This is a genomic window from Halorarum salinum (genome assembly GCF_013402875.1).
Classification (GTDB): Archaea; Halobacteriota; Halobacteria; order Halobacteriales; family Haloferacaceae; genus Halorarum; species Halorarum salinum.
Genome location: NZ_CP058579.1, coordinates 3,894,724 through 3,921,163, shown reverse-complemented (window position 1 = coordinate 3,921,163; position 26,440 = coordinate 3,894,724). Strand labels below are relative to the sequence as shown.

Sequence of the window (26,440 nt, the reverse complement as noted above, 5' to 3'; positions counted from 1 at the left end):
TCGACCACCGGACTCACGCGACCCGGTTCCGCAGTTCCTCGCCAGACCCGATGCGGCGGACGTTCTCCTTCACCACCTCGGCGAGGTCGAGGTGGTAGCGGTTCGTCGCCGACCCCTTGTGCGGCGAGACGATCACCTCCTCGTGGTCCCACAGCGGCGAGTCCTCCGGCAGCGGCTCGGTCTCGAACACGTCCAGCGCGGCGCCGGCGACCTCGCCCGACTCCAGCGCCCGGACGAGCGCCTCCTGGTCGAGCACCGGGCCGCGGCCCACGTTGATGACGTACGCGTCCCCGCGCATCGTCCCGAACTCCTCGTCGCTCACCAGCGCCTCCGTCGCCGGCGTGTGGGGGACCGCGAGCGCGACGAAGCGGGCGTCCGCGATCGCCTCGTGGAGCCGGTCGGGGGTGTAGACGGTCCCGACGCCGGGGACGGGGTCGCCCGACCGGCGGACGCCGACCACGTCCATCCCCATCGCGTCGCCGCGCTCGGCGATGCCCCGGCCGAGCGTGCCGAGGCCGACGACGCAGAGCCGCTCGTCCTCGACCGTGAAGGGACGTTCGTACTCGGGCCGGTGCCAGTCACGCTCGTTCTGGTGATCGCGGTACACGTGGAGGAGCCGCGCGAACGAGAGCATGTATCCCATCGCCAGTTCCCCCACGGTGGCGCCGTGAATCCCGGTGCTGTTGGTGAGCGGGACGCCGGCCGCCTCGTAGGCGTCGGCGTCGAACTCGTCGTAGCCGGCGCGGGTGCAATGGATCCACCCGGCGTCGAGGAACTCGGGCCGCGGCACGTACGTCGCGACCGCGTCGCCCGCCTCGTACGTCCGGCCGTCGCCGACGAGTTCGCACGGAACGTCGAGGTCGTCGAAGGCGTCGCGGAACGCCCGCTTCGGGACGACGCTCTCGACCGACTCGTGGACGAACAGCCGCTCGACCTGCGTAACCATGACCGTAGTTGACAAACGCGGGAGTTGAAGGTTACGAATCCCCACCCTTTCGGCTGGTTCGACGGGAGCCACCGGCGGGGGATTCGGGCGTGCGGCGGGGGCGGGCGACGCGGACCGCTCCGGACGACCCACGAGGGCGGTCCCCGGTCGACCCCCGGCTCAGGCGCGCTCGCCGAGCGCCGCGACGACCGCCGCCGTCGTGGCGTCCCCGCCGAGGTCGGGCGTCCGCGGCGCCGACTCGTCGGCCAGCAGCGACTCGACGGCGGTCTCGAGCCGTCGGGCCGCTGCGGGTTCGCCGACGTTCTCGAACAGCATCGCGGCCGACAGCACGGTCGCGATGGGGTTCGCGATCCCCTCGCTGGTGATGTCCGGGGCGCTCCCGTGGACCGGCTCGAACATCGAGGGGTACTCGCCCTCCACGTTGACGTTCCCCGAGGGCGCCAGCCCCATGCTCCCGGTGACGATGGCGCCGACGTCGGTGAGGATGTCGCCGAACAGGTTCGACGCGACGAGCACGTCGAACTCCTCGGGCCGCCGGACGAGGTCCATGCTGGCGGCGTCGACGAGCAGTTCCTCGAGCTCCACGTCGGGGTAGTCGGTCGCCACGTCGGCGACGACGTCGTCCCAGAACGTCATCCCGTACGCCTGGGCGTTCGACTTCGTGACGCTGGTGAGCGTCCCCTCCCGCTCCGTGGCGGCCTCGAACGCCGCCCGCACGATGGCCTCGGTCCCCTCGCGGGTGTAGACGGCGCTCTGGATCGCCACCTCGTGGTCGAACCCCTCGTGGACGCGGCCGCCCGCGTCGGAGTACTCGCCCTCGGTGTTCTCCCGGAACACGACGAAGTCGATGTCGCCCGGTCCGTAGCCGCGGAGGGGACTCTCGACGCCCTCGTAGAGCACCGAGGGACGCTCGCACACCTGCTGGTTGAACCCCTTCCGGATGGGGAGCAGCAGTCCGTGGAGCGTGACGTGGTCGGGGACGTCGGGGTGGCCGACGGCGCCCAGCAGGATGGCGTCGCTCCCCTCGAGCGTCGCGAGCGCGTCGTCGGGCATCATCGACCCCCGTTCGACGTAGCGTTCGGTCCCCCAGTCGTAGCGGTCGAACTCGAGGGCGAACCCCTCGGCGTCGGCGACGTCCTCCAGCAGGGGCAGGGTCGCGTCGACCACCTCCGGGCCGATGCCGTCGCCCGGGATGGTCGCGATCTGATAGGCCATGGGGGAACGAGACCGGGTCCGCTCATAAAACTTTGCGAGGCGGTGACACGGTGCGGCCGGGGGCCCCCGCGCCGGATGCGTGGAACCGGGTCGCCGTCGCGCGACCGGTCGCGCCCGTCGATGCCCGGAACCATCAGAGTGAAGACTGCTCTCGCCGTCCTCGAACCCGTGTTTCGTGGCGACGAACTGCGGGCGCTCGTCCGCGACCTGACCGCCGACGGGCGCGGCTGGGTGCTCGTCGCCGTCGCCGGCGGCTGGTTCCTCTCGCTGGGGGTCCGTCTCGTCTTCCCCGCCCTGCTCCCGTACCTCCGCGAGGAGTTCTCGCTGAGCCTCACCGTCGCCGGCCTCCTCGTCACGTCGCTCTGGGTCGCCTACGCCGTCGGCCAGTTCCCCGGCGGGATCCTCGGCGACAGGCTGGGCGAGGGGAACGCGCTCGTCGCGAGCACAGTCGTCTCCGGGACGACCGTCGCCCTCGTCGCCGCGGCGACGTCCGCGCCGATGCTGTTCGCCGCGACGATGACGTTCGGCTTCTCGACGGCGCTGTTCGGCCCGGCGAGGTTCACCATCCTGTCGGCGATCTACGACGACCGGGAGGGGGTCGCCGTCGGCCTCACGCTCTCGGCGGGTGAACTGGGGAACGCCGCCCTGCCGGTCGCCGCGGGGCTGCTCGCGGCCGCGGCGTCGTGGCGGCTCGGCTTCGGCGTGACCGTCCCGCTGTTCTTCCTGATGGCGGTCGTGCTGTTCCGGGCCGTCCCGGGACGGCTCACGGAGGGGAGCGCGGTCGACTCGCTCTCCGTCTCGACGCTCCGATACGTCGCGCGCGGCATCGCGAAGCGGCGGATCCTGCTCGTCACGGGGGTCCACCTGTTCCTCTTCTTCGTCTACCAGGGGTTCACCGGCTTCTACCCGACGTACCTCGTGGAGGCGAAGGGGTTCTCGCCGAGCCTCGCGGCGACGTTCTTCGGCCTGTTCTTCGCGGCCGGCGTGGTCGTCCAACCGCTCGCCGGGTTCGGCCGGGACACGCTCGGGAGCCGGCGGACCCTGGCGGTCGTCATCGGCGTCTCCACGCTCTCGCTCGCCGCGCTCCCGTTCGTCGACGGTCTCGTGGGCGTCGCGGTCGTCACGGCCGTCTCGAGCGCGCTGCTCGGCGTGACCCCGCTGACGCAGACGTACCTGGTCAACGCGGTGCCGTCGGACATGCGCGGGAGCGGGCTGGGGCTGCTCCGCACCGGCCAGATCGCGCTCGGCGCGACGGGCCCGGTGTTCGTCGGCGCGGCCGCAGAGCGCGGCCACTTCGACGCCGCGTACCTCGGGCTCGCGGGGGTCGCCGCGCTCGGCATCGTCCTCCTCCCGTTCGTGACGGAGGCGTGACTCGGCGGGGGCGACCGGGGACCGGGCGACCCGTAGTCCGGGCGCTCGCGGATGAGGCGACCGCGACTCCGACCCGATCCGGCGACGGCGGTGTGGATCGTGTGGCCGACCAGCGCCTCACGAACCTTTTTGGCGGCCGGTGTCCGTCTTTCCGTATGGTAGACGGACCGTTTAGTACGGTGGACGTCTCGGAGTCGGACGGCGTGGTGACGATCACGCTCGACCGGCCCGAGAAGTACAACGCGATGAACGACGAGGTGATGCTCGACCTCTCCCGGGCGTTCGACGAGATCGCGCTCGACCGCTCGATCGACGCCGTCGTCGTCACCGGGGCGGGCGAGGACGCGTTTTCCGCGGGCGCGGACATCGGTCAGTACGCGGGTCCGGCCGAGGACCACGACCCGATGCAGCGGGACCGCCAGGAGCTGTTCTACGAGATGTACCGGAAGCCCTACGAGTGCCACGCGCCGGTCGTCGCGAAGATCAACGGCTACTGCGTCGGCGGCGGGCTCATCTTGGCGATGTACTGCGACGTGCGCGTCGCCGTTGAGGACGCGCAGTTCGCGGTCCCCGTCACGGACATCGGACAGATCCCGACCGGCGGGTCGAACCGGCGGGCGGTCGAACTCGTCGGCGAGGCGAAGGCGAAGGAGCTCGTGCTCACCGCTGGCTACATCGACGCCCCCGAGGCCGAGCGGATCGGCCTCGTGAACCACGCCGTTCCCGCCGAGGAGCTGGACGACGCCGTCGACGGCATCGTCTCGGGCATCCGGGACACCGGCCGGGGGGCGGTCAAGAACTCCAAGCGGGCGATCAACGCGGCCGTCGAGGCGGAGACGTCGGCGGAGGCCCGCGAGATCGAGGCCGACCTGTGGTGGGACCAGTTCGCGAGCGAGGAGCGGCGGACGCTCGTCGACGAGTTCAACGAGTGAGATGGCGGGCTACGAGCTCCTCTCTGACCTGACGGTCGTGGAGATGACCGGCCACCGCGCCGGGCCGTTCTGCGGCGCGCTGCTTGCCGACATGGGCGCGGAGGTCGTCAAGATCGAGCGGCCGGGCGCCGGCGACCCCGCCCGCTCGCAGGGGGTCGGCCCGGAGGGCAGGTCCGGCTACTTCATGGCGAACAACCGGAACAAGAAGTCGGTCACCCTGGACCTGAAGACCGACGCGGGGACCGAGGCCGCGCTCTCGCTGCTCGGGAAGGCGGACGTGTTCGTCGAGAACTTCGGGCACGGCGTGGTCGACAAACTGGGCATCGGCTACGAGGACGTCGCCGAGCGCAACCCGTCCATCGTCTACGCGAGCATCAAAGGGTACGGCGAGACCGGCCCGCTGCGGGCGAAGCCCGGCCTCGATCTCATCCTCCAGGCCGAGGGCGGCATCATGAGCGTCACCGGCCCCGAGGGCGGCGAGCCGGTGAAGGTCGGCCAGGCCGTCGGCGACCTCACCGCCGGCATGTTCGCGGCCATCGGCGTGCTCGGCCGCCTCTACGAGCGGGACCGGACCCCGGCCGGGGAGTTCAACGGCAAGTTCGACGTCGGCCTGTACGACGCCATCGTGACGCTGCTCAACGAGTACCTGACCGAGTACTCGATGACCGGGTCGGTTCCCGGTCCACAGGGGCAGAGCCACCAGACGCTCGTCCCCTACCAGGTGTTCGACACGGCCGACGGCGCCGTCGTCACCGGCGTCCCGAGCGACGACCGCTGGGGCGACTTCGTCGACATGCTCGGCCGCGAGGAGCTCCTGGAGTACGGGACGAACGCCGAGCGTCGCGAGCACCGGGAGACGGTCGTCGGGATCATCCAGGAGGAGTTCGCGGAGCGCGACACCGACCACTGGCTCCAGACGCTCACCGAGTACGGCTTCCCGAACGGCCCCATCAACGACGTGGGGGACGTCGCGACCCACGAGCAGACGCGTGCACGCGGGCTGACCGAGCGCGTGGAGGACCCGGACTGGGGCGAGTTCGACCTCCCCGGCCACCCGCTCCGGTACCCGGAGTACGACGACGAGTCCGTCGTCCGGACCCCGGCGCCGCGTCTGGGCGAGCACACGGAGGACGTGTTCGCCGGGGTGGCGGGCGACCAGTCGACGCTCGACGAGTGGGTCGAGGGGGACGCGTTCGGCCCCGACTGAGCCGGACGCCGACGCGGCGCTTCCGAGCGCTCCGGGGACGCGAACGACCTCCGTCGGGTCGCGTGGCCGGACCGACGGGCTACGCGAGCGCCCGCTCGAGCCGCTCGACGGGGTGGGGCGGCTTCCCGCCGTACTCGTCGCCGATCTGCGTGCGGCAGGACGCCCCCGGGGCGACGACGCCCTCGCCGTCGCTCCCGTCGATCTGGTCGAAGAGGATCCGCCCGATCGCCCGGCTCATCGAGTAGTGTTCGGCCTCGTAGCCGAACGTCCCCGCCATCCCACAGCAGCCGGAGTCGAGCGGGTCGACCCGGTAGCCGGCCCGGCGGAGCACGCCCACCGCGTGGTGGTCCTTCTTCTTCGCCTTCTGGTGGCAGTGGCCGTGGTACGTGAGGCGCTCGTCGGGCGCGTCGAACGCGACGTTCCCGTCGAGGCGGAACGCGTCGAAGTACTCACAGACCCCGTAGCTCGCGTCCGCCAGCGTCCGGGCGTCCTCGCCGGACAGCAGGTCGAGGTAGTCGGACTGGAACATCACCGCGTCCGAGGGCTCGACGACGACGACGTCCCAGCCGTCCCGGACCTTCGGCGCGAGGGCGGCGACGTTCGCCTCGGCGTGACCCCGGGCGACGTCGACCAGCCCCTTCGAGTACGCCGGGCGGCCGCTGTCGTTCACGCCGTCGGGGACGTCGACGCGGACCCCCGCGGCCTCCAGCACCCGCACGGCGCTCCTGCCGGTCGCGGGGTCGCTGTAGTTCGTGTACGTGTCCGGGAACAGGAGGACGCGCCGCTCGGCCTCCTCGGGGGACACCTTCGACCCGCCGCGCGCGTCGAACCAGTCGGCCAGCGACTCGCGGTGGAACGTCGGGAGCGAGCGCTCGCGGGCGATTCCGACCGTCTTTTCCAGGAGCAGCCGGGCGCCGGGCAGCTTCGACGCCCAGTTCGAGGCCGGCGCGAGCGCGCTGCCGACCGCCGAGAGGGTCCCGATGTGGCCGAACAGCCTCGTCCGCAGGGGGACGCCGTTTCGCTCGTGGTGTTCGTGTTCCACCTCGACCTTCAGCTTCGCCATGTCGACCTCGCTCGGGCAGTCCCTCGCACAGCCCTTGCAGCCGACACAGAGGTCGAGCACCTCGTGCATGAACTCCACGTCGAACTGCTCCCCCTCGGGGAGGTCGCCGCTCATCGCCTGCCGGAGCATGTTCGCCCGCCCCCTGGTCGAGGTGATCTCCTCCTTGCTGGCGCGGTAGGTCGGGCACATGACGCCGCCGGTCGTCCGCTGGTCGCCCCGGCACCCCCCGCAGCCGTGACAGAGTTCGACCATTCCCTGGAAGCCGTTCTCGTTGTCCCACTCGAGCGCGGGGTCGAGGCCGGCGTCGAACTCGTACTCGGGGCCGAACCGGAGGTTCTCGCTCATGTCGACGTCGCCACACACCGTCCCCGGGTTGAGCAGCCAGTCCGGATCGAACGCCGTCTTCAGGTCGCGGAACACGTTCCACAGGTGCTCGCCGTACAGCTTCCGGTTCCACTGGGTCCGGGCGCGCCCGTCGCCGTGCTCGCCGGAGACGCTGCCGCCGTACTCCACGGCGAGGTCGGTCGCGGCGTCGGAGATCGAGACCATCGTCTCGACGCCCTCGGCGGTCTTGGTGTTGACCAGCGGGCGGACGTGCATACAGCCCGGTCCCGCGTGGGCGTAGAAGCTCCCGAACGTGTCGTGCTCCTCGAAGATCCGCTGGAAGTCGGCGACGTACTCGGGGAGGTGCTCGGGGGGGACCGCGAGGTCCTCGATGAAGGCGATGTGCTTCTCGTCGCCCGTCCGCGAGAGGAGGATGGGCGTCGACGCCTTGCGCATCTTCCAGAAGTCCTTCTGCTCCGCGGGGTCGTACGCCTCCAGTCCGTCGAAGGCGACGTCGCCGACGCGGTCGTCGAGCAGCGCTTCGACCCGCTCGCGGCGCTCGGCGTCGTCGTCGGCGTAGAACTCGACCAGGAGGAACGTGTCGGTCTCGTCGGGGAGGACGCCGACGACGTCCGTGAACTCCTCGAGGTCGCGCGCGAGGTCGAGGAGCACGCCGTCGAGCACTTCGACGGCCGCCGGATCGTGTTCGAGGATCGCGCCGACGTCCTCCATCGCCTCCAGGAGGCTGTGATACGTCAGCAGGCCGAGCGCCTTGGTCTCGGGGATCGGCTCGAGCGACACCGTCGCCTCCGTGACGACCGCCAGCGTTCCCTCGCTGCCGACGAGCAGCCGCGCGAGGTTGACCGCACCCTCCTCCGCCTCCTCGAGCAGCACGTCGAGGTTGTACCCCGAGACGTTCCGCTTGATGCCCGGGTACGCCTCCTCGACGGCCTCCCGCTCCTCGTCGACGATCCGGGCGACCTCGGCGTGGATGCGGGCCTCGAGGTCGCCCTCCGGGTCGGCGCGGTCGCGGAGTTCCGCGAGCGTCACCTCCCCGAACGTCGTGACCGTCCCGTCGGACAGCACGACCTCGAGCTCCTCGACGTAGGCGTCGGTCTTGCCGTACTTCAGCGAGTGTGCGCCCGTCGTGTTGTTGCCGACGGCGCCGCCGAGGGCGCTCCGGTCGGCCGTCGAGGGGTCGGGCGCGAACTTCAGCCCGTGCGGTTCGAGTTCGGCGTCGAGGTTCCCCAGGGTGACGCCCGCCTCCGCGGTGGCGGTCCGGTCGCCGGGGGAGACGTCGACGACGCCGTTCATGTACCGGGAGAAGTCGAGCACGACGGCCTCGTTGACGGTCTGTCCCGCGAGGCTCGTCCCGCCGCCCCGCGGCAACACGGCGATCCCGCGCTCGGCGCAGTAGGAGACGACCGCGGCCACGTCGTCGGTCGAGGTGGGGAAGACGACCCCCACCGGCGTCACCTCGTAGGCGCTGGCGTCGGTCGCGTACAGTTGCTTCGTGTACTCGTCGAACCGGACCTCGCCGTCGACCCGGTCCCGCAGGTCGGCGACGAGCCCGGGACGCGCGACGTCGTCGGTGACGTAGTCGTAGTCTGAACGCGCGTCGCCGGCCGGGTCGGTCTCGGAACGAGGTTCGACGGTCATTGTGGAGTGGGAAGCGTTACCGTGACGGGGTAGCCGTGTCGCGTACTAAACGTTTGTCGTTGGGGTATCCCGATCGGTCTCCAGCCGGTGCTCGGTTCGCGGGCAACCGGTCCTGAAGGGGTCACGACCGCGGTCTCTTCTCCCTCGACTGCCTCCTTCCTCCTCGCTCCCACGACTGCCTCCTTACTCCTCGCGCGCGAGCGCGACGACGGGGTGGTGGGCGTCGAGGAGGATCGACTGTGCGACGCTGCCGAACAGCGCCTTTCCGACGGGGGAGTGCTTGCGGCCGCCGACGACGACGTAACTGGCGCCGTGTTCGTCGGCGTAGTTGACGATCTCGTCGCTGGGATCGCCGACGAGCCCGACGGCCTCGGCCGTGACGCCGGCGTCCTCGACCCGTTCCTCGGCGATCCGGGCGGCGACCTCCCTGATCCGGTCGAGGGGCATTGCGCGGCCGGTGTCGTCGACGCTCGTCCGCTCGAGGTCGACGAACTCCTCGCGGGTGAGTACGTGAACCGCGTGGACGGGTTCGCCGAACGCCTCCCCCAGTCGGGCCGCCTCCGCGACGACCTCGGCGGCCTGTTCGCTCCTGTCGACGCACGCGATGACCGTCATGGTGATGTCGTGTGGGGGTCACTCCGGGAAAACTTAAATGCACGGTCGCTCCGCGGCCGCTACGGGCGGGTTCGCGGCGGCCGCCGACCGGTGGGTCGCGATCACAGGCGACGGAGCGCCGTGACGAACCCGGTCCCGGCGACGGCGAGCCCCGCGAGCACGACGAACAGTCCGTTGCTCGTGGCGTGGGTGAGCACGAAGCCCGCGATCGAGGCCCCGAGCGCGCCCACGCCGAACATCGCGAGGTACGTGAAGCCGTACGAGAGCCCGTGCACGTCGGCTGGCGCCCGTTCGGCCACGACGACCTGGTAGATGGGTGCGGTCCCGTACACGAAGAAGCCGAGCGCGAGACAGACCCCCACGAGCGCGACCGGGCCGACGGTCCGCGCCACCGGGAACAGCAGCGCCAGTCCAGCGAGGAGCGCGAACGCGCCCACGAACGCGGTCGTGCTCGGCAGGCGGTCCGTCAGGCGGCCGCCGGCGTACTGCCCCGCGATGCCGACGGTCAACAGCGCGGTGTACACGTACTGCGCGGGGTCGACCTCCCTGTCGAGCAGTTCGACGGGAACCAGGAACGGCGATTCGGCCAGCACGTCCGGGAGGAACGTGAGCAGCCCGCGATAGTACGTCCCGTACAGGAGGACCGCGACGAAGGCGACGGTGAACGCGACGGTGAACAGCGCCCGCGAGTCCCGGCCCGTCCGCCGGACCTCCTCGACCAGCGTCTCGGCGTCGCGGTCGTCGTCGGTCTCGACCGTCTCGAACTCGATCCGCAGTCCGACGACGAGCGCGAGCACCGCCGGGGCCGCCAGCGCGACCGCCGCGACCTGCCAGTCGACGGCCAGCAGCAGCAGCGCGGTCGCGAGCGGACCGGCCGCCGTCCCGACGTTCCCCCCGGCGCCGTGGTAGGCGAAGACGGTGCCCCGGGCCTCCGCCGACCGGCTGATGAGCGACAGCCCGGCCGGGTGGTAGAGGCTGGCGAACGTCCCCCAGACGAGGACCGCGAGCGCCAGCGAGACGAGGCCGGTGGCGAACCCGACCAGGGCGAACCCCGCGCCCATCCCGACGATGGAAAGGAGGATGAGCCGTCGTGGACCGAGCCGGTCCGCCAGCACCCCGCTCACGGGCGCGCCGACGCCGATGAGCGCGTAGCCGGCGCCGACGACGACGCCGATCGCCGCCGCCGAGACGCCGAACTCGTCCATCCAGAGCCCGACGAAAAGCGGGATCGACAGCTCGTAGGTGTGAAAGAGGGCGTGCCCGAGCACCGTGAACTTCACGAGTCCCCGGTCGTTGCCGTCCATGTGGCCTCACGACGTGGCAGGGGGATAAAGAATCGGGGTGGCGGAGATCCGCGGGCGTAGCGGGGATGCCGGCGACGACGTGACCGGGCGGATGAGGAGATGACGATGCGATCGGGCGGATGAGAATCCGATCGGGCGCGCGACGCGACGGCCCGCTACCGCACGGAGTGTTCGATGTGCAACTCGAGTTCGTTGACGGCGCCGAGCACGGGACCCGGCAACGACTCCGTGAGGCGGTCGCCGGTCATCCGGTTAGCCGGCCCGGAGACGCTCAGGGCGCCGACGACGTCCCCGTCGGACCTGGTCACGGCGGCGCCGACGGCGTGGACGCCGGCGGTCGACTCCTGTCGGTTGAACGCGTAGCCGCGGTCCCGGATCCGGTCCAGTTCCTCGTGGAGCTCCTCGCGACCGGTGATGCTGTCGCGTCCCGGCCTGGAGAGGCCGTGCCGCTCGACGATCTCGTCGACCCGCTCCCGGTCGAGTTCGGCGAGGATCGCCTTCCCGGCGGCGCTCACGTGCAGGTCGCCGCGCTTGCCGACGTGTGCGCCGGTCTGGACCGCGCTCTTGCCGACCTCGGTGTAGAGGTACACTCGCCTCCCGTGCTCCTCGACGATGAACTGCGACCGCTCCCCGGTCTCCGCGGCGAGTTCGTCCACCTTCTCCTTGATCATCGGATACGCCGTGACGCGCCGCTGTGCGTAGCCACCGACGGAGAGGAACTGCAGGCCGACGTCGTACGCGTCCCCGTTCTGGACGACGTAGCTGTGCTTTCGAAGCGTCGCCAGGTGCCGGTGGACCGTGCTCGGAGACAGTCCCAGATGCTCGGATAGTCGGTCGATCGTCGCGCCGTCGAGTTCCACGAGCGCGTCCACGATCTCGAAGGACGTCTCGGTCGTCTTCGCCACCGACTTTATCCCCTTGCCCATGCCTAACGAACAGCGCGCGACGGGTTCAAACCCACATATTAGGATATATCTGCCGATACCGGTAGCGGGCCCGCCTCCGTTCCGCCGTCGGGTCTCGTCGCCGCTCCGGGCGTCGAGACGCGCCGCCGACCCCGTCGGGGCCGATCAGTCGGCGCCCACGAGGCCGTCTCCCCGCCGACTCGGCGTCCCGTACGTTCGGACCCCGCCCGTCGGACCCGGGGCGAAGCCGGGAGTTACAGCCCTATGTGAGTAACGCCGTCGACCCGCGCTCGTCCCCGGACGGGACGCTCACTGCCACGACGAGAACGGAACGTTTCGTCGGAAACAGACAGAAACTCATACATGAAAAACATCGCACTGTTACGTCGGAGATGGACGATCGTATCGTCAGTACGGGGGCCGTCCAGGCGGACCGTCGTGAGGGCGCCGTCGGGGGCGACACGATTCGGAACACGCCGTGTGCGGGGCCGGCCGAACCGACGACCGTCCGGAACACCTCCGTCGGAACCAGGCGGAGTCGATCACACGAACGCGAGGCGATCGCCATGCCGGATGCGATCGGGTCCCTCGCCACGGGGAACCTCTCCGAGGCGAACGAGGGTCGAAGCGGATCCCGTCCGAGGAACGTGCCGACGCGATCGGATCGGCCGACGGTCCGGGGGAGCGACCGAAACCGGTCCGCGGGTCGGCACCGCCGGTCAGGGGACGGCCGCCGATCCCGCTCGCGGAAAGTGACTGTATGTTTATGGTAAAAGTATCCGGTAACGAGAATTATACTTTCGGCGATCTCGGACGACGCCGGCCGGGCCGGACCTGAAGCGGACGGTACGACGAACCGAACGGGGACGGCCGGACGGAACCGGTCGCGCGTCGTCCTGAATACTCGTAGCAGCCGTTCACACTCCGACACGGGCGGTCTACGGACGGAAGTCGTTCCCGTGCGACCGGTCCCGTCAGCCGCCCCGCGTTCGGCGCCCGTCGATCCCGCCTCGCCGGCCGAAGACAAGGCTTATGGGTAGCTTACCGTACCACGGGGTAGGCGCGAACGGTCGCGACGCCGACCGACAACATGGAACACGACACGGACCCACGTCTATCGACTGACAGCCTTCGGCAGGTCTCGGGAGCGCGTGGCACGGTGACCCTCGTCGGAGTCGTCCACGATCACCCGGCGAGCACGTACCGCGCGAGCGAGGTCGTCTCCGCGCTCGAGCCCGACGTGCTCGCGCTGGAACTCCCCCCGCTCGCCGTCCGACTCTACGAACAGTACGCCCGTGACGTCCGGTCACCGCCGCCGTTCGGCGGCGAGATGAGCGCCGCCATCCAGGCGGCGTCCACCGACCGCGTCGTCGGCGTCGACGGCCCGACGCCGGGGTTCCTCGCCGAACTCGGGCGGACCCTGCTCCGGGAACGCGCGTCGTTCGCGACGGCCCGGCGGGTGTTCGAGTACCTCGCGACGGCGACGAGGACGGCGGTCACCTGCGGGGCGGCCGCCTCGCTCGCCTCGCTGACGTCGGTTCGGCTGGAGGTCGACCCGCCGATCGAGTACGGGACCGACGGGACCGACGACCCCGCGCGACAGGCCGCCGACGAGCGGAGCCAGATCCGGCGGGCCAGGGGCGTGCTGAACGCGCTCGAACCCCCGCGAGCGGTCCGTTTCCGCGACACGGCGCGCGAGTCGTACATGTCGAACCGGCTCGGACGGCTCCGCCACGAGGGCGACGTCGTCGCCGTCGTCGGCGACGGCCACCTCGACCCGCTGGCCGACCGCCTCGAGGGACCGGTGACGACGGGCGTCGACTCCGCGCTCGGGTGACGATCGAAGTCCGATCGAATCGGTCCCCGACCGTCGATCCGTCGCCGACGCATCCGCCCGGTCGGACGGCGTCCCCTCGGCGGCCCGAACCGGCGAGACGGCGAGCCGGAGGAGTCCGGCGCCGGCCGCGACGGCGACGCCGGCCCACGGCAGGAACGCGGCGACCCCGCCCGATACGGCTCCCGTGGCCCGGCCGCGGGGTCGGCTCACGGGTCGTACGAGGCGAGCGTCCCGCGCTCGCTCGACCCGCCGCGGAGCCGTCGCCGGCGTTTGTCGTAGGCGCCCTCGAGGTCGAGCAGCTGCCGCTGGCGGCTCACGAGGTAGCCGTCGACGTCGCTCCGGTCGGTCGGGTGGGCGCTCCGGATCCACACCGGGCGCCGGCCCGACTCGGAGAGCCCGCTCGCCCAGGCTTCGGCGGCCGCTCGGCTCTCGAACGCGTGCCGGATCCCGTCGCGGTTGACGAGCCCACCGACCGCGCCGTTGGCCTTCCGGGCCGACGGCTTCACCTCCACCTCGTACACGACCCGGGGTAGCGCGCCCTCCTATTTAAAAATCCGAACTCCGCTCCCGATCAGTCGACCCGCTCGGACGTCTCCTCGTACCGCGCCCCGAGCCCCGCGTAGTGTTCGGCCGGCGCCCTCGCCTTCGCATCCCCGAGGTCCGTCTTCGACTCGGCCGGCGTGCCGACGGCCAGCGTCCGGGGGTCGATCCGGGTCCCCTCGGTGACGACCGACCCGGCACCCACGATCGCCTCCTCGCCGACGCGGGCGTCGTCCAGCACGACGGCGTTCATCCCGACGAGCGCGCCCTCCCCGACCGTCGCGGCGTGGACGACCGCGGCGTGGCCGACCGTCGCCTCCGCTTCGAGCACGGCGTCCTCGTGGAGCACGGCGTTGTCCTGGACGTTCGCCCGCTCGCCGACGACGATGCGGCCGCTGTCGCCCCGGAGCGTCGCGTTCGGCCAGACGCTCGCCCCGGATTCGAGGACGACGTCGCCGACGACGACCGCCGCTTCGTCCACGTACGCCGACTCCGCGACCCGCGGCGTCGTCCCGTCGAAGGAGCGTATCACGGCCCACCCTGCAGCGGCGGACCGCTTGAACCTGTGGCTCCCGACCGATTTCACCGCCGGACGCGGTCCGGCCGGTCCGGCCCCGCGTCGGGGACGGGGATCACAGCAGGTGCGAGAGGTTCCAGAGGCCGACGAGCGCGAACCAGGCCGCACAGCCGAGATACACCGTCGCGCGCAGCCCCGGGACGTACCAGTCGGGCGTCCCGCCGTCGACGAGGCGGTCCACGAGCACGCCCGACTCGGCGAGGACGCCGACCACGACCATCGTGACGACCGTGAGGACGGCCATCCCGCCGACGGGGCCGAACGCGGCCATCAGCGCCCGCGAGAGCGGGACCGCCTCGCGGACGGAGTCCGACAGCGAGAGCACGACCACCGTCGAGACGGCGTCGAGCCCCTTGCCGGCCAGCAGGGCGGCCGCGAGCGTCCGCCGGCGGAGGGTGAGCATCGGTCGGTCCAACGTCGTTGGAGGTGATATCTGTGCGGGGTGGAGGGAGCCGTGGACCGGGCAGCAGAGGGCATCCGTCTCGGGCGGCCTCATCATGGTCGAAATACGGCGACCTCGAAAGCCCCCGTGACGCTCGACTCGGGGGACCACGCCTGCGCTCCTCGCGCTTACTTCGTTCGCACCGTGGTGCTCGACGGGTCCGCCGTTCACGAGACGCCATGCGTCTCGTGAGCTCACGAGAGCGCAGCTCTCGTGAACGTCGTCGAGCGTCACGGCCCCTTTCAGTCCCGCCCGGACCGCAGCCTCACCCTCCCCAGCCTCCTACGCTCCTCGCTTCGTTCGCTTCGCTCACTTCGCTCCGGTGCTCGTCCCTCGCGCGATCCGGCCGCGCACGGAGGCGCGGCCGCCGCGCGCCGACCCGTCGGTTCACCGGACTTCGTCGGGTCGGTTCCCGATCAGTCGGCCTCGACCTCCTCCTCAGGGTCCACGTCCGCGCCCACCCCCGAGGCGGTCGCCTCCTCCGCGAGCAGGCGGTCGAGCGCGTCGACGGCGGCCTCGACGCTGGCGCGGGTGATGTCGGCGTCCGCGGCCGACACCGTGGCCGTGCGGTCGCCCCGGCGCATCGTCACCTCGACGGCGACGACGGCGTCGGTGCCGCCGGTCACCGCGTCGACGTGGTACGACTCCAGCGCCGCGTTCGCGTCGGGGCCGAGCGCCGAGCGGACCGCCTCGACCGCCGCGTCGACCGGGCCGCTCCCGGTGCCCGCGGCCGTCCGCTCTTCCTCCTCGACCAGCAGGCGGACGCTCGCGGTCGGCACGTCGGCGCCGCTGGTCGCCGAGAGCGACAGCAGTTCGACCCGGCGCTCGCGCTCGCGGCCGAGCACGTCCGCCGCGACGGCGCGGAGGTCCGCGTCGGTCACGCGCTTGCCCCGGTCGCCGAGGTCCTTCACGCGGGCGACGATCGCGTCGAGTTCGTCGTCGTCGGGGTCGAAGTCCTGCTCGGAGAGGGCGGCCTTCACGCCGGCCCGTCCGGCGTGTTTCCCGAGGACGAGGCGGCGCTCGCGGCCGACCGTCTCCGGGGGGTACGGCTCGTACATCCGGCCGTCCTTCAGCGTGCCGTCCGTGTGGATGCCGCTCTCGTGGGCGAACGCGTTGTCGCCGACGACGGCCTTGTTCGCGCCGAGCGGGACGCCCGTGGCGTCGGCGACGCCGCGGGCGAGCCGGTAGAGCCGTTCCAGGTCGAGCGTCTCGACGCCGTAGCAGCGCTCCAGCGCGACGGCGACCTCCTCGAGCGCGACGTTGCCGGCGCGTTCGCCCACGCCGTTGACGGTGGCGTGGACCAGGTCGGCGCCGGCGTTCAGCCCGGCCAGCACGTTCGCGTTCGCCAGCCCCAGGTCGTCGTGGGTGTGGACCGAGGTCGGACCGTGGGTCGCGAGCGTCGAGACCACCTCGGCGGTGCGCTCGGGCGAGGCGGCCCCGACGGTGTCGCAGTAGCAGACGCGGTCCGCGCCGGCCTCCATCGCGACCGCCGAGAGCCGGTCGAGGAACTCCAGGTCGGCCCTGGAGCCGTCCTCGCCGAGCACCTCGACCCAGAGTCCGTGCTCGCGGGCGTACTCCACCAGTTCGACGGTTCGCTCGAGGACGGCCTCCCGGGAAGCGCCCACCTTCGTCTCGACGTGGCGGTCGCTGGCGGGGACGACGAGGTTCACGCCGTCCACGTCGCAGTCCAGCGCGTGGTCGACGTCGGCGCGCACGCCGCGCGCGAAGCTGGTGACGGTCGCGTCGAGCCCGAGGCCGGTCACGCGACTGATGGTCTCGCGCTCGGCGGCGCTGGTGCACGCGGAGCCGGCCTCCACGACGTCCACGCCGGCGGCGTCGAGCTCCCGGGCGACGTCGGCCTTCTCGTCGGCCGAGAGCGAGACGCCCGGCATCTGCTCGCCGTCGCGCAGCGTCGTGTCGAGGAACGTTACGTCGGTCGGATCGAGGGATCGAGCGTTATCGGGTCCGCACCCGAATAAAGCGTTCACGAGTCATGTGCTCGGCTCCCCCTCGGGGTCGCGGGCGGATAAACCGGGCCGACCGGACAGGTCGGTCTGTCGGGCCCGCAAGAATTGCGAGACGGGCGAACGACTGCGGGGTCGGTGGGGCTCCGCTCGGGCCGGGTTTCGATCGAAGCGGTTCGATCGGGTACGGCCGCGTCACGGGCGCCCCCCGGTCAGGGTCGGAACTCGACCCGGTCGCCGACGTCAACGCCGTCGGCCGCGCCGGCGGGCAGTTCGACGATCGTGTCCGCCTCGCCCCGGCCGAGTCCGACCCACGGCCGCAGCCGTTTCCGCTTCGTCACCTCGCCGTCCACGAGCCACAGGGCGTCGATGGCGAACGGGACGAACAGCATGTGGAGGCTTCGGGACGTGGCGCCGTCGAACCGGAAGACGAGCGCGTAGTCGTTCGGGATCGATCGCCGGAACATCAGCCCGCGGGCCTGCGCGAGGAGCGAGTCGGCGGCGTCGGCGCTCGCCGCGAGCACGCGGTGGTCCCCGGAGCCGGCGGTTTCGTCGGCGACGGCGCCCGAATCGGCGGGTTCGCTCTCGGCGTGGTGGACGACCTGCACGCCCTGCCGGTCCGGGGCGCGGGACTTGACCGTTCCGTTCCGGCGGGAATTCGCTATCGCGAAATACGATTTAGAAGACTGCCTCGCGGACGCTCGAAGCCGGGCTCGTGTCGGGACCGGACCCCCGGAGACGCCACGAGAAGGGCTTAACCGCGAGGACGAACCACGGGCCGTATGGAGCGGACGCCGGACGGAACGCCGGTCGGCGTGGACGACCCGTACGAGCACGCCGGGCCGTGCGACCACCTCACCGGCGACGGCCGGTGTCGCTACGCGCTCGACCGGGCGGGCGACGACCCCGAGTTCGCCGCCGAACGACGCGCGGACGGGTACGAGTGTCTCGTCGCGGACGAGGACGCCGACTGGGCCGACTGTCCACACTACCGGTCGACGACCGATGGGAAGGAGTGCGCCCGGTGCGGGCTGGAGGAGGTCCGGATGGCCCACGACGCGAGTCGGCCGCTGGTCGAGGAACACCACCTCTCGTACGGGAGCCGGGTCGCGTCGAGCGCTCGTAGGTCGGGAAGCCGGCCCGACTCGGGATCCGAGGCATCCGACGCGAACCGCGACGACGAGGCCGGCGACGAGTTGCCGGGCCACGAGATAACCGTCGGGCTCTGTCGGTGGTGTCACGCCAAGGTACACAACGGATTCGCGCGCGTCGCAGACGACGCGTCCCCGGACCCCGAGGCGATCGCCGAGCGGGAGTCCCGCCGCGGCGCGGAGATGGGCGAGTACGGCTTCTCCACCGCGCGCGAGCGCCGGGACGGCGGCTGAGCGGGGGCGGTCCGGCCCCGCCGGTTGCCGACCGGGAAACGACTTTCCGGTGCGGGCGCCTGCCCGACGACATGACCGTCGATCACCTCGGACACGTCCACCTCAAGGTCCGGGACGTCGAGCGCGCGATCGAGTTCTACGCGGACGTCCTCGACGGGTTGACCGTCGCCGAACGCGTCGGCCGGTTCGCGTTCCTCACCCTGGGGGAGCACCACCACGACCTCGCCCTGCAGGAGGTCCCGAACGCCGGATCGGCGTCGACCGGGTCGGACGGGCCGGTCGGGCTCTACCACGCCGCGTGGGAGGTGGCCGACGCCGAGAGCCTCGCCGGCGCGTACGAACGACTCCGCGCGCGCGAGGTCGACGTGTCGCCGGTCGACCACGGCATCTCGCTCGCGCTCTACTTCGACGACCCGGACGGCAACGGCGTCGAGGTGTACCTCGACGTCCGCGAGGAACGCGACCGCGAGGAGTGGGGCGGGGAGAACCGGCGGTTCGACCCGACGGAGCTCTGAACCCCGACGACCGCCGATCCGCCGCGCGAACCCGTCGACCGCCTCCCCGTCGGCCGCCGAACCTGCCGGTACGGGCGGCGTGCGTGCGAAACCCACCCGAAGCGCACCGCTTTTCACCGCGTCCCCGCTACGGTCGCCATGAGCGAGCCGCGGATCGCGGTCATCGACAACCACGGACAGTTCACCCACCTGGAGGGCCGGGCCCTCCGCGACGCCGGCGTCGACGCGGAGATCCTCGACAACGACACTCCGCCCGCGGAGATCGACGCGGACGGGATCGTGCTCTCGGGCGGGCCGAGCATGGACCGCATCGGACGCACGGAGGAGTACCTCGACCTGGGCGTCCCGGTTCTCGGCGTCTGTCTCGGTCACCAGGCCATCGCGGAGTTGCTCGGCGGCAGGGTCGAATCGGGCGAGTACGGCGGCTACGCCGACGTCGACGTGACCATCGCCGCCGACGGGGACCCGCTGGTCGGGTCGCTCGCCCCGGGGGTCCGGACGTGGGCGAGCCACGCCGACGAGGTCGCCGAGGTCCCCGAGGGGTTCACCGTGACCGCCGAGAGCGACGTCTGCGGCGTCGAGGCGATGAGCGACGCGGATCGAGGCCTCTACGGCGTCCAGTGGCACCCCGAAGTCTCGCACACGGAACGGGGGCAGGAGGTGTTCGAGAACTTCGTCGAGATCTGCCGGTAAACTTCATTTCGCGATATCAAATTCTTCGCGGTCGGTTCGCGCGACGTTTCCTGTTCAGCGGGTGGACCCGGAATGCTCCGGAAACCCCCGCGACCGGAGGCCACAGCCCCTTCCGGTCCCACCCTGCCGGCGTCCCGGCCGAGCGGCGCTGGCCCGACTACCGCTCGCGGACGCCGTCGGTAGTCCGGCGTGACGCCGGCCGGTGGACGGTCGGAGGGATGCGGCGGGCGCCCAGCGAGCGACCGAGCGGCGCGAGGGAGCGACGCCGCGCCCGCCGGGGAGGCGCGGGGAGCCACCGCGACGCTCGCTCGACCGTCCCAGAGGGCGGGACCGAAAGGGCCGCTGGAGGCTTTCGACCCATTCGTCATCGTGGTCCCGGTAGCGACGCACCGAAATCCGAACCGACCTCTCACCCGCTAGAGAAACCCCGACCGAAGTACGGCCCTTTTTAGCCGCCCCCGACGACACCCCACCCCACCGGACATGACCGCCTCCCAGAGCAACCTCGCCGGCCTCTCCCGGTTCATCTTCCGCGCGCCGTCGTGGTCGACGAGCGTCGCGTTCGCCGTCCTGCTCGCTGCGGTCGCCGGGATCGGCGCCTTCCAGCGGCCGGAGGCGGCGACGACCTGGCGCGGCGTCCTGTTCCTCGGCCGGGACGCCTGGGAGGGCATCTTCTTCATCGGCGTCCCGACCGTCGTCGCCAGTTTCGCCACGACGTGGGTCGACCACCGCGTCGGCGGGCGGTTCACGCACAATCGCTCGTCGCTGCTCGCGCTGGTGTGTGAACTCGTCATCGTCGCGATGCTCACCGTCGCGGGCGCGGTCGCCTACCTCACGCCGCTGGGTCAGGGGTTCGTCTTCGACGTGCTCGTCGTCTCGCTGGCCTCGGTGTTCGCGCTCCGCCTGCTCGTCATCATGGCGGTGTCGAACTCGCGGCTGCTCGTCGCGGCCGTCCCCGCGAGCATCCAGACGGTCACCGCCGCGGCGCTGCTGTTCGTCTACAGCGGGACGCTGCTGTACCTCGAGGTCGGCGGCCCGCTGTTCGACGCCATCCTCATGCCGTATCTCGCCCGCCCGGAGGAGGCGCCCCAGGCGCTGTCGGCCATCGGGCCGAACCACTTCCTGTTGCTGGGCGCCACGTGCGCGCTCTACGGGCTCGCCGTCTGGGGGTTCCTCTACGTCGTCGACCGCCCGTGGCGGAACTCGATGGGCGTCTCCGTGCTCGACTTCCTCGGCGGCTTCATCGGTCACATCGCGGAGGGGAGCCGTGAGCTGGAGGACTTCTTCGAACAGCTCGGCGAGGAGGCGATCGTCCCGGTCACCGTCCTCGCGTTCCGGACGCCCGACGGCGAGGAGAAGGCCCGCTGGGTGCTGCCGATGCTCCACCCGGGGCCGATGGGCGAGATCGGGGGCGGCAACCTCCCGGTCCGCATCGCGGAACACGCCGAGGGGGTGGCGTTCCCGCCCCACGCCACCGCTGGCCACGACTTCAACCTCGTCACCGGGCGCGAGGTCGACCCGGTCGTCGAGGCGGCCGACCGGGCGTTCGAGCGGCTCGAGTACACGAACGACGCGTCCCGTGGCGTCCGCGTCGCCGCCGGCGAGGCGAAGGTGCTCGGCCAGTCGTTCGGCGACGAGGCGCTGCTCGTCTCGACGTTCGCCCCCGGCTTCGCCGACGACGTGGAGTACGCCGTCGGCCTGTCGGCCGCCTCCGAGGCCCGCGCCGGCGGCCTGCGGGACGTGCTGCTCGTGGACGGACACAACTGCAACGACGGCCTGGAGGGCCCCGACCTCGGTCACGTCACCCCCGGGTCGCCCCGATCGTTCGACCTCATCGGCGCCTCCCGGGACGCCGCCGACCGGCTCGCTGCCGCGCCCACGGGCGATCTCCACGTCGGCGTCGCCTGGGACCGGACCGAGTGGGTGCCGACGCAGGGCGTCGGCCCGCTCGGCATCCGGGTGATGGTCACCGACGTGGCAGCGCCGGAGGGCGAGGGGGTGTCGGGCGGCGAGGCCCACAGGACCGCCTACGTGCTCGTGGACGGCAACAACATGGAGCCGGGCCTGCGCGACAGGCTCGTGGACGCGCTCCTCGCCGACGGCGTCGACGAGGCCGAGGTGATGACGACCGACACCCACATCGTCAACACCGTCGACGCGGACAACCAGGTCGGCGCGGCCATCGACGCGGACGAACTCGAGGCGCTCGTGCTCGACCTCCTGGCGGAGGCGACGGCCGACCTCGAACCCGCCGAGGCCGGCATGGCGACCGAACGCGCAGAGGTCACCGTCTTCGGCAACGACCGCACCGAGACGCTCGCGAGCCACGCCAACGCCGCGGTGTCGATGGGCGGCGCGCTCGCGCTCGCGGTCATCGTCTCCTCGCTCGCCGTCTCCGTCATCCTCTTTTTCGTGACCGGGGCGTGATCTTCGGGCCGACCGTCACTGCTCCGTGAGTCGCGACACGGTCGCCGTCCCGTCCGCGACGGTCCCGTACTCCGCGTCTGCGACCGAGTCGGGGACGCTCCGATCCTCGACGCTGTACCTCGATTCGAGCGACGCGAGCACCGCGTCCCTGACGCAGATCCGGGCGGCGTCGCCGACCACCGTCGCGCTCCCGGAGAACGCCGCGCGCTCGCCGTCGGGATCACACCCCGCCACGACGGCGTCGGTCGTCGTCCCCGGGAACCCCGCAGCCGCCAGCAGCGTGGCGGCCTTCGCCTCCGCCGCGACGGCGACGAGGTTCGCCAGCGCGCCCGGCGTGAGCGAACGGGCCGCCCCGACGACGACGTTCACCGTGCCGAGACGCGGGTCGTCTCTCCGATTCGAATCTCCGTCTCCCGATTTTCTCGTACTATTTCGATTCGTCCCGAATCCAACGACCGGGAGGGAAGCCGGATTCGATAGGCCGGCGGTCGCGACGACCTCGACGGGACCGGACCGCGCCCGTCTGGCGTGCCGCTGGTCGACGCCGGTGAGCAGCGCGGGGGTCGGAGAGTCCGCCCGGAAGCCGTCGCGGTCCGGCGCTCGGTCGGAGGCGCCGTCCGCGAGGAACCCGGCGCGCTCGCGACGCTCCCGGACGTACGTCGCCAGGTCCGTCTCGGGCCACCCATCGGGAACGGTGACGTTGTACGCAGCGTCCGCGACCGACTCGCCCCCGTTCGCGCCCGTCGAGAGCCAGCGGGTCCCGGGCCGCCGGAGCCGACAGACGCCGTCGCGCACGGCCGCCTCGAAGACGCCCGGCGCGGGGTCGTCGCGCCCGTCCCGCGATCCCTCCGATTCGCCGTCCCGTCTCACGGTCCTACCCCCGGGAGCGCCCGAAGGAGTTCGTCGTTCCCCTCGCGGCGTTTCACGGCCACGCGGACGTGATTCCGGAGCCCGCGGAACGTCGTCGCGTCTCGGACGGCCACCCCACGGTCGCGGGCGCGTGCGACCACCTGCTCCGGGTCGCGTTCGCGGGTGTCGAGCAGCAGGAACGGCGCGTCGGAGGGCGCGACGTCATACGCCGGTTCGAGCCGCGTCCGCAGCCGTTCGCGTTCGCGGTCGGTCCGCTCGCGCGTCTCCCCCACGAAGTCGGTCGCGCGGAGACAGCGCGCCCCGACGCGGGCCGCGGGCGTCGACAGGTTCCACGGGGGCCGCGCGGCCGCCAGTCGGGCCCGGAGGTCGCCCTCGGCGACGAGAAAGCCCGCCCTGAGACCCGGCAGGCCGAACACCTTCGTCAGCGAGCGGGCGACGACGGCGCCCGGTTCGCCCGCGAGCGAGGCGAGCCCCGTGTAGTCGAGGAACGCCTCGTCGACGAGCAGGTCGGTCTCCGATTCCCGACACCGTCGTGCGAATCTCCGCAGCGCCTCGGGGTCGGCCGCCTCGCCGGTCGGGTTGTTCGGCGTGCAGACGACCGCGAGCGCGTGGCCCGACGGGTCGGCCCCGAGGATCGCGTCGTGGGGGACGAACTCGGGGTCGGCGCCCTGCAGTCGGACCTCGCGGGCGTACTCGGAGAACGAGGGGTACGGAACGAGCGCCGAGTCGCCCGCGGTCAGCGTCGCCTCGAACGCCAGCCGCATCCCCGCCAGCCCGCCGGGCGAGGCGATCACGTGCCCGGGGTCACAGCCGACGTACTCGGCGGCCGCGGCCCGGAACTCCGGGTAGTCGTCGTCCGGATACCTCCGGGAGCCCTCGAGCGCCTCGGCGTAGACGTCCGCGACGCCGGGCGGCCGCTCGGGGTTCGTGTTCGCGCTGAAGTCGAGCACGGCCGGGTCCGACTCGCCGCCGTGGGGGACGCGGCCGACCGACCCGAGCGCGTCGGGGTGCATACGGGGTCGTCGGGGCGGGTCGGCCTGAATCTTGTGTCGTTCGGTCGGCCAGTCGGTCGGAACGCGCAGAACGCAATGGCGGTTATCCCCGAGGGTAGAACGCCTCGAAAGCCCCCGTGGCTCTCGACTCCAGGGCCTCGCTGTGCTCCTCGTCGCTCGGCTCCGCCTCGCTCCTGCGGTGCTTGCGTCGTCCGCGTTCGTCGAGAGCCGCGGCCCCTTTCAGTCCCGCCCGACCGCACCTCACCCTCCCCAGCCTCCTGCGCTCCTCGTTTCGTTCGCTTCGCTCACTCTACTACGGTGCTCGTCCCTCGCGCGCGTGCGCTCGCCCCACGAGGGGGCTCGCGTCGCGCGCGCCGACCGGCTGGTTCCCTCTCGCGAAACGAACCGAGATCACTCCGCCAGTTCCCGGGCCAGTTCGAGGTCCCCCGGCCGATTCACGTTCACGGCGAGCCTCTCGTCGTCCCGGACCACGACGCGGTCCTCCCCCTCCCCCACGACGTTGAGGCCGGACGGCGCGAGCTCCCGCCCGTCGTGCTCGAACGACGTGTCCACGCTTGCGCCGAGGTCTCGCTTCAGGTCGGCCGGAACGCAGATCGCGAGCGAGTCGCCGTTCGCCCCGTCGATGGCCCTGTCGACCGTCCCGGGCGCGAGCAGGGGGAGGTCCGCGGCGACCGTGAGCGCCGGCCGTCCCACCGCGTCGAGCGCCCGGTCGAGGTCGGCGACGTACCCCTCGCCGGTTCCGTCGATCACCTCGCAGTCGGCCGATTCGGCCCACTCCCGGGTCCGGGGCGTCCGCGTGGAGGCGACGGCGTGGACGCGCTTGACCCGCGACGCCGCGAGCGCGCGGCGGACGCGTTCGACCATCGGCACCCCGCCGACCGGGACGAGCGGCTTCTCCGCGGCAGCGGCCGGTTCCAGCCTGCTACCCGCCCCGCCGCACATCAGAACAGCGTCCACGCCACCACCCCCGCGTGGAGCGCGGCCGCGCGCCCGAGTTCGTTCGCGGCGCCGAGCACGTCGCCCGTGACCCCGCCGAGGCGCCGGTCCGCCCACCGTTTCACGAGCAACGCGACCGCGGGAGCGGCAAGCAGCGCGGCGACCAGCGCCGGGAACGTCGAGAAGCCAGCGACGGCGGCGGGGAGCGCGAGCGCGGCGACGAGCACGAGGTCGACCGGACCGGCTTCCCCGACGACCCGGCTCCCGAGTCCCTCGTGACCGGGGTCGCCGAGACAGACGAGCAGCGCCGTTCCGGCCTTCGCGCCGACCTCGGCGGCGACGACGAGCCGGAACGCCGCGACCTCGCTCCCCATCTCGGCGGCGCCGAACGCGCCGAGGGCCAGCACGAGGAGCGCCAAGCCGAGCGCCAGCGCGCCGCCGACCCCGGTGGCGGAGTCCTTCATGACCTCGCGTCGCCGGTCGGCGTCGCCGTGGACGGCCGCGGCGTCCCCGAGGTCGGCCAGGCCGTCGGCGTGGGGCAGGCCGGTGACGACGTAGACGGCGACGAGGTACGCCGCGGCCGCGGTGGCCGGCGGGAACGGGAGGAGGAGCGCCAGCCCCGCGAGCCCGCCGACGAGGTACCCCACCGCCGGGAACGCCGCGGGCGCCCGTCTGAAGGCGTCCCAGTCGTCGCCGTCGCCGCCGGCCGGCAGGCGCGTGAGGAAGGAGACCGCACCCCGAAGCGCGCTCGCCATCAGAGCGCCACCTCCAGGAGCACGCCGACGGAGACGGCGACCGCCGCGATCCCGGCGAACGCCGTCACCCCGAGCGCGCGCGTCGCGTCCGCGGCGGTCGGATGGCCGTCGCCCCCGGCGAGGACGTAGACGCCGGGCTTCTCCAGCCGCACGCCGAGGACGCGCGCGAGCGTCGCCATCGGCCAGCCCGAGTTCGGCGACGGCGGGGCCCGTGCGTCCGAGCGAGCGGCGACGAGCGCGGCCGGCCGCCCGGCCGCGAGCGCGACGAGCAGCGCGGTGGCCCTCGCGGGAACCCACATCACGAGGTCGTCGAGCCTGGCGGGCGCCCAGCCGACCGGCTTCGACCGGTAGCCGAGCATCGAGTCGAGCGTGTTCACCGCCTTGACCCACGCCGCCGCGGCGGCAGCGGACGCGAGCACGAGGCCGGGTGCGCCGGGGTCGGGGGCGAGGACGCCGGCGGCGGCGCCCGCGAGCGTGAACGCCCCGAGCGGCGCGACGAACCCGTCCGCGAGGTTCTCCGCGAGCGACTCGACGGCCGCCGAGCGAACCTGTCCCGCGGACAGCGCGTCGGCGTCCCGTCCGGCGAGCGCGGGGAGCGACTCCCGCGCCGCGTCGAGGTCCGACTCCGTCTCCCGGACCGTCCGCCGGGCGGCCGCGAGCAGCATCCGCAGGCTCGACGTCGAGAACAGGACCACCCCCGTGAGGACGGCGCCCGCGACGGGCTCGACCCCGGCGGCCAGGTGAACGGCGCCGAAGGCGACGCCCCCCGCGAGGAGGGGAAACAACGCCGCGGCGGCGACGCCCGCGAGCCGCGGCCGGGTCCACCCCCGGTCCACGGGTGAGACGAGCCGGCCGAACAGCGCGACTGGGTGCACCCGTGACGGGGGCTCCGCCAGGAGGGCGTCGAGCCCCGCAGCCAGGAGGACTGCCGCGGCGGTCAGCACG

Annotated in this window: 24 protein-coding genes; 8 read left to right on the top strand and 16 right to left on the bottom strand. The window is 72.2% G+C overall.

Annotated elements, in window-relative coordinates; all coding sequences use genetic code 11:
- Positions 1-13: 13 nt before the first annotated feature.
- A complete protein-coding gene (gene ddh, locus HUG12_RS19825; protein ID WP_179270432.1) occupies positions 14-946 on the bottom strand; it encodes a D-2-hydroxyacid dehydrogenase in 933 nt (310 codons plus the stop codon).
- Between the two features lie 159 nt (positions 947-1,105).
- Positions 1,106-2,161, bottom strand: coding sequence for an isocitrate/isopropylmalate dehydrogenase family protein (locus HUG12_RS19820; protein ID WP_179270431.1), 1,056 nt, complete (start codon positions 2,159-2,161; stop codon positions 1,106-1,108).
- A 168-nt stretch (positions 2,162-2,329) separates the two neighbouring features.
- On the opposite strand from HUG12_RS19820, the gene HUG12_RS19815 reads away from it, so the two are divergent.
- The 3 genes from HUG12_RS19815 to HUG12_RS19805 all read left to right on the top strand — a co-directional run bounded on the left by HUG12_RS19815 (position 2,330) and on the right by HUG12_RS19805 (position 5,671).
- Positions 2,330-3,532: an MFS transporter gene (locus tag HUG12_RS19815; RefSeq protein ID WP_218836363.1), complete on the top strand. Its 1,203-nt coding sequence runs from the start codon at positions 2,330-2,332 to the stop codon at positions 3,530-3,532.
- 155 nt (positions 3,533-3,687) lie between these two features.
- Positions 3,688-4,464 carry an enoyl-CoA hydratase/isomerase family protein gene (locus tag HUG12_RS19810; RefSeq protein ID WP_179270429.1) on the top strand — a complete coding sequence of 259 codons (777 nt, stop codon included), beginning with the start codon at positions 3,688-3,690 and terminating at the stop codon, positions 4,462-4,464.
- Position 4,465: 1 nt separating this feature from the next.
- Positions 4,466-5,671 (top strand): CaiB/BaiF CoA transferase family protein, encoded by a 1,206-nt coding sequence (locus tag HUG12_RS19805; protein WP_179270428.1) that lies wholly within the window; start codon positions 4,466-4,468, stop codon positions 5,669-5,671.
- A 79-nt stretch (positions 5,672-5,750) separates the two neighbouring features.
- Here the strand turns inward: HUG12_RS19805 and HUG12_RS19800 are convergent, their stop codons facing one another.
- The 4 genes from HUG12_RS19800 to HUG12_RS19785 form a co-directional block, all read right to left on the bottom strand.
- The gene (locus HUG12_RS19800) at positions 5,751-8,717 is read right to left on the bottom strand and encodes an FAD-binding and (Fe-S)-binding domain-containing protein (protein WP_179270427.1); all 2,967 of its coding nucleotides are present in this window, start codon (positions 8,715-8,717) and stop codon (positions 5,751-5,753) included.
- Between the two features lie 183 nt (positions 8,718-8,900).
- Positions 8,901-9,332 carry a universal stress protein gene (locus HUG12_RS19795; RefSeq protein ID WP_179270426.1) on the bottom strand — a complete coding sequence of 144 codons (432 nt, stop codon included), beginning with the start codon at positions 9,330-9,332 and terminating at the stop codon, positions 8,901-8,903.
- Positions 9,333-9,433: 101 nt separating this feature from the next.
- On the bottom strand, positions 9,434-10,636 hold the full coding sequence (locus HUG12_RS19790; protein ID WP_179270425.1) for an MFS transporter: 1,203 nt from the start codon (positions 10,634-10,636) through the stop codon (positions 9,434-9,436).
- Positions 10,637-10,791: 155 nt separating this feature from the next.
- On the bottom strand, positions 10,792-11,562 hold the full coding sequence (locus HUG12_RS19785; protein WP_179270424.1) for an IclR family transcriptional regulator: 771 nt from the start codon (positions 11,560-11,562) through the stop codon (positions 10,792-10,794).
- A gap of 1,138 nt (positions 11,563-12,700) precedes the next feature.
- Between HUG12_RS19785 and HUG12_RS19780 the strand changes: the two genes are divergently transcribed.
- Positions 12,701-13,378, top strand: coding sequence for a hypothetical protein (locus HUG12_RS19780; RefSeq protein WP_246308099.1), 678 nt, complete (start codon positions 12,701-12,703; stop codon positions 13,376-13,378).
- A gap of 206 nt (positions 13,379-13,584) precedes the next feature.
- Here HUG12_RS19780 and HUG12_RS19775 read toward each other — a convergent pair whose 3' ends face one another.
- The 5 genes from HUG12_RS19775 to HUG12_RS21545 all read right to left on the bottom strand — a co-directional run bounded on the left by HUG12_RS19775 (position 13,585) and on the right by HUG12_RS21545 (position 17,425).
- A complete protein-coding gene (locus HUG12_RS19775; protein ID WP_179270422.1) occupies positions 13,585-13,899 on the bottom strand; it encodes a hypothetical protein in 315 nt (104 codons plus the stop codon).
- Positions 13,900-13,949: 50 nt separating this feature from the next.
- Complete coding sequence (locus tag HUG12_RS19770; RefSeq protein WP_179270421.1) at positions 13,950-14,450, bottom strand: gamma carbonic anhydrase family protein; 501 nt, start codon at positions 14,448-14,450, stop codon at positions 13,950-13,952.
- 100 nt (positions 14,451-14,550) lie between these two features.
- On the bottom strand, positions 14,551-14,898 hold the full coding sequence (locus tag HUG12_RS19765) for a hypothetical protein (protein WP_179270420.1): 348 nt from the start codon (positions 14,896-14,898) through the stop codon (positions 14,551-14,553).
- A gap of 455 nt (positions 14,899-15,353) precedes the next feature.
- Positions 15,354-16,925, bottom strand: a complete 1,572-nt coding sequence (locus HUG12_RS19760) for a 2-isopropylmalate synthase (protein WP_179270419.1) — start codon at positions 16,923-16,925, stop codon at positions 15,354-15,356.
- Positions 16,926-17,113: 188 nt separating this feature from the next.
- Complete coding sequence (locus HUG12_RS21545) at positions 17,114-17,425, bottom strand: DUF192 domain-containing protein (RefSeq protein ID WP_246308214.1); 312 nt, start codon at positions 17,423-17,425, stop codon at positions 17,114-17,116.
- Between the two features lie 258 nt (positions 17,426-17,683).
- On the opposite strand from HUG12_RS21545, the gene HUG12_RS19750 reads away from it, so the two are divergent.
- From HUG12_RS19750 to HUG12_RS19735, 4 genes are all read left to right on the top strand, one after another.
- A complete protein-coding gene (locus tag HUG12_RS19750; protein WP_179270418.1) occupies positions 17,684-18,286 on the top strand; it encodes a DUF7097 family protein in 603 nt (200 codons plus the stop codon).
- Between the two features lie 71 nt (positions 18,287-18,357).
- Positions 18,358-18,801, top strand: a complete 444-nt coding sequence (locus tag HUG12_RS19745) for a VOC family protein (protein ID WP_179270417.1) — start codon at positions 18,358-18,360, stop codon at positions 18,799-18,801.
- A gap of 138 nt (positions 18,802-18,939) precedes the next feature.
- The gene (locus HUG12_RS19740) at positions 18,940-19,494 is read left to right on the top strand and encodes a GMP synthase subunit A (protein ID WP_179270416.1); all 555 of its coding nucleotides are present in this window, start codon (positions 18,940-18,942) and stop codon (positions 19,492-19,494) included.
- Positions 19,495-19,977: 483 nt separating this feature from the next.
- Entirely contained in the window at positions 19,978-21,921 is a 1,944-nt protein-coding gene (locus HUG12_RS19735; RefSeq protein ID WP_179270415.1) for a DUF2070 family protein, read from the top strand.
- Between the two features lie 15 nt (positions 21,922-21,936).
- Here HUG12_RS19735 and HUG12_RS19730 read toward each other — a convergent pair whose 3' ends face one another.
- From HUG12_RS19730 to cbiB, 5 genes are all read right to left on the bottom strand, one after another.
- Positions 21,937-22,791, bottom strand: a complete 855-nt coding sequence (locus tag HUG12_RS19730; protein ID WP_179270414.1) for an adenosylcobinamide amidohydrolase — start codon at positions 22,789-22,791, stop codon at positions 21,937-21,939.
- On the bottom strand, positions 22,788-23,804 hold the full coding sequence (locus HUG12_RS19725) for an aminotransferase class I/II-fold pyridoxal phosphate-dependent enzyme (protein WP_179270413.1): 1,017 nt from the start codon (positions 23,802-23,804) through the stop codon (positions 22,788-22,790). The genes HUG12_RS19730 and HUG12_RS19725 overlap by 4 nt, the downstream gene beginning before the upstream one ends.
- A 390-nt stretch (positions 23,805-24,194) precedes the next feature.
- Complete coding sequence (locus tag HUG12_RS19720; protein ID WP_246308098.1) at positions 24,195-24,761, bottom strand: NTP transferase domain-containing protein; 567 nt, start codon at positions 24,759-24,761, stop codon at positions 24,195-24,197.
- A complete protein-coding gene (gene cobS / locus HUG12_RS19715; RefSeq protein WP_179270704.1) occupies positions 24,746-25,498 on the bottom strand; it encodes an adenosylcobinamide-GDP ribazoletransferase in 753 nt (250 codons plus the stop codon). The genes HUG12_RS19720 and cobS overlap by 16 nt, the downstream gene beginning before the upstream one ends.
- Complete coding sequence (gene cbiB, locus HUG12_RS19710; RefSeq protein WP_218836362.1) at positions 25,495-26,439, bottom strand: adenosylcobinamide-phosphate synthase CbiB; 945 nt, start codon at positions 26,437-26,439, stop codon at positions 25,495-25,497. The genes cobS and cbiB overlap by 4 nt, the downstream gene beginning before the upstream one ends.
- Position 26,440: the final 1 nt, after the last annotated feature.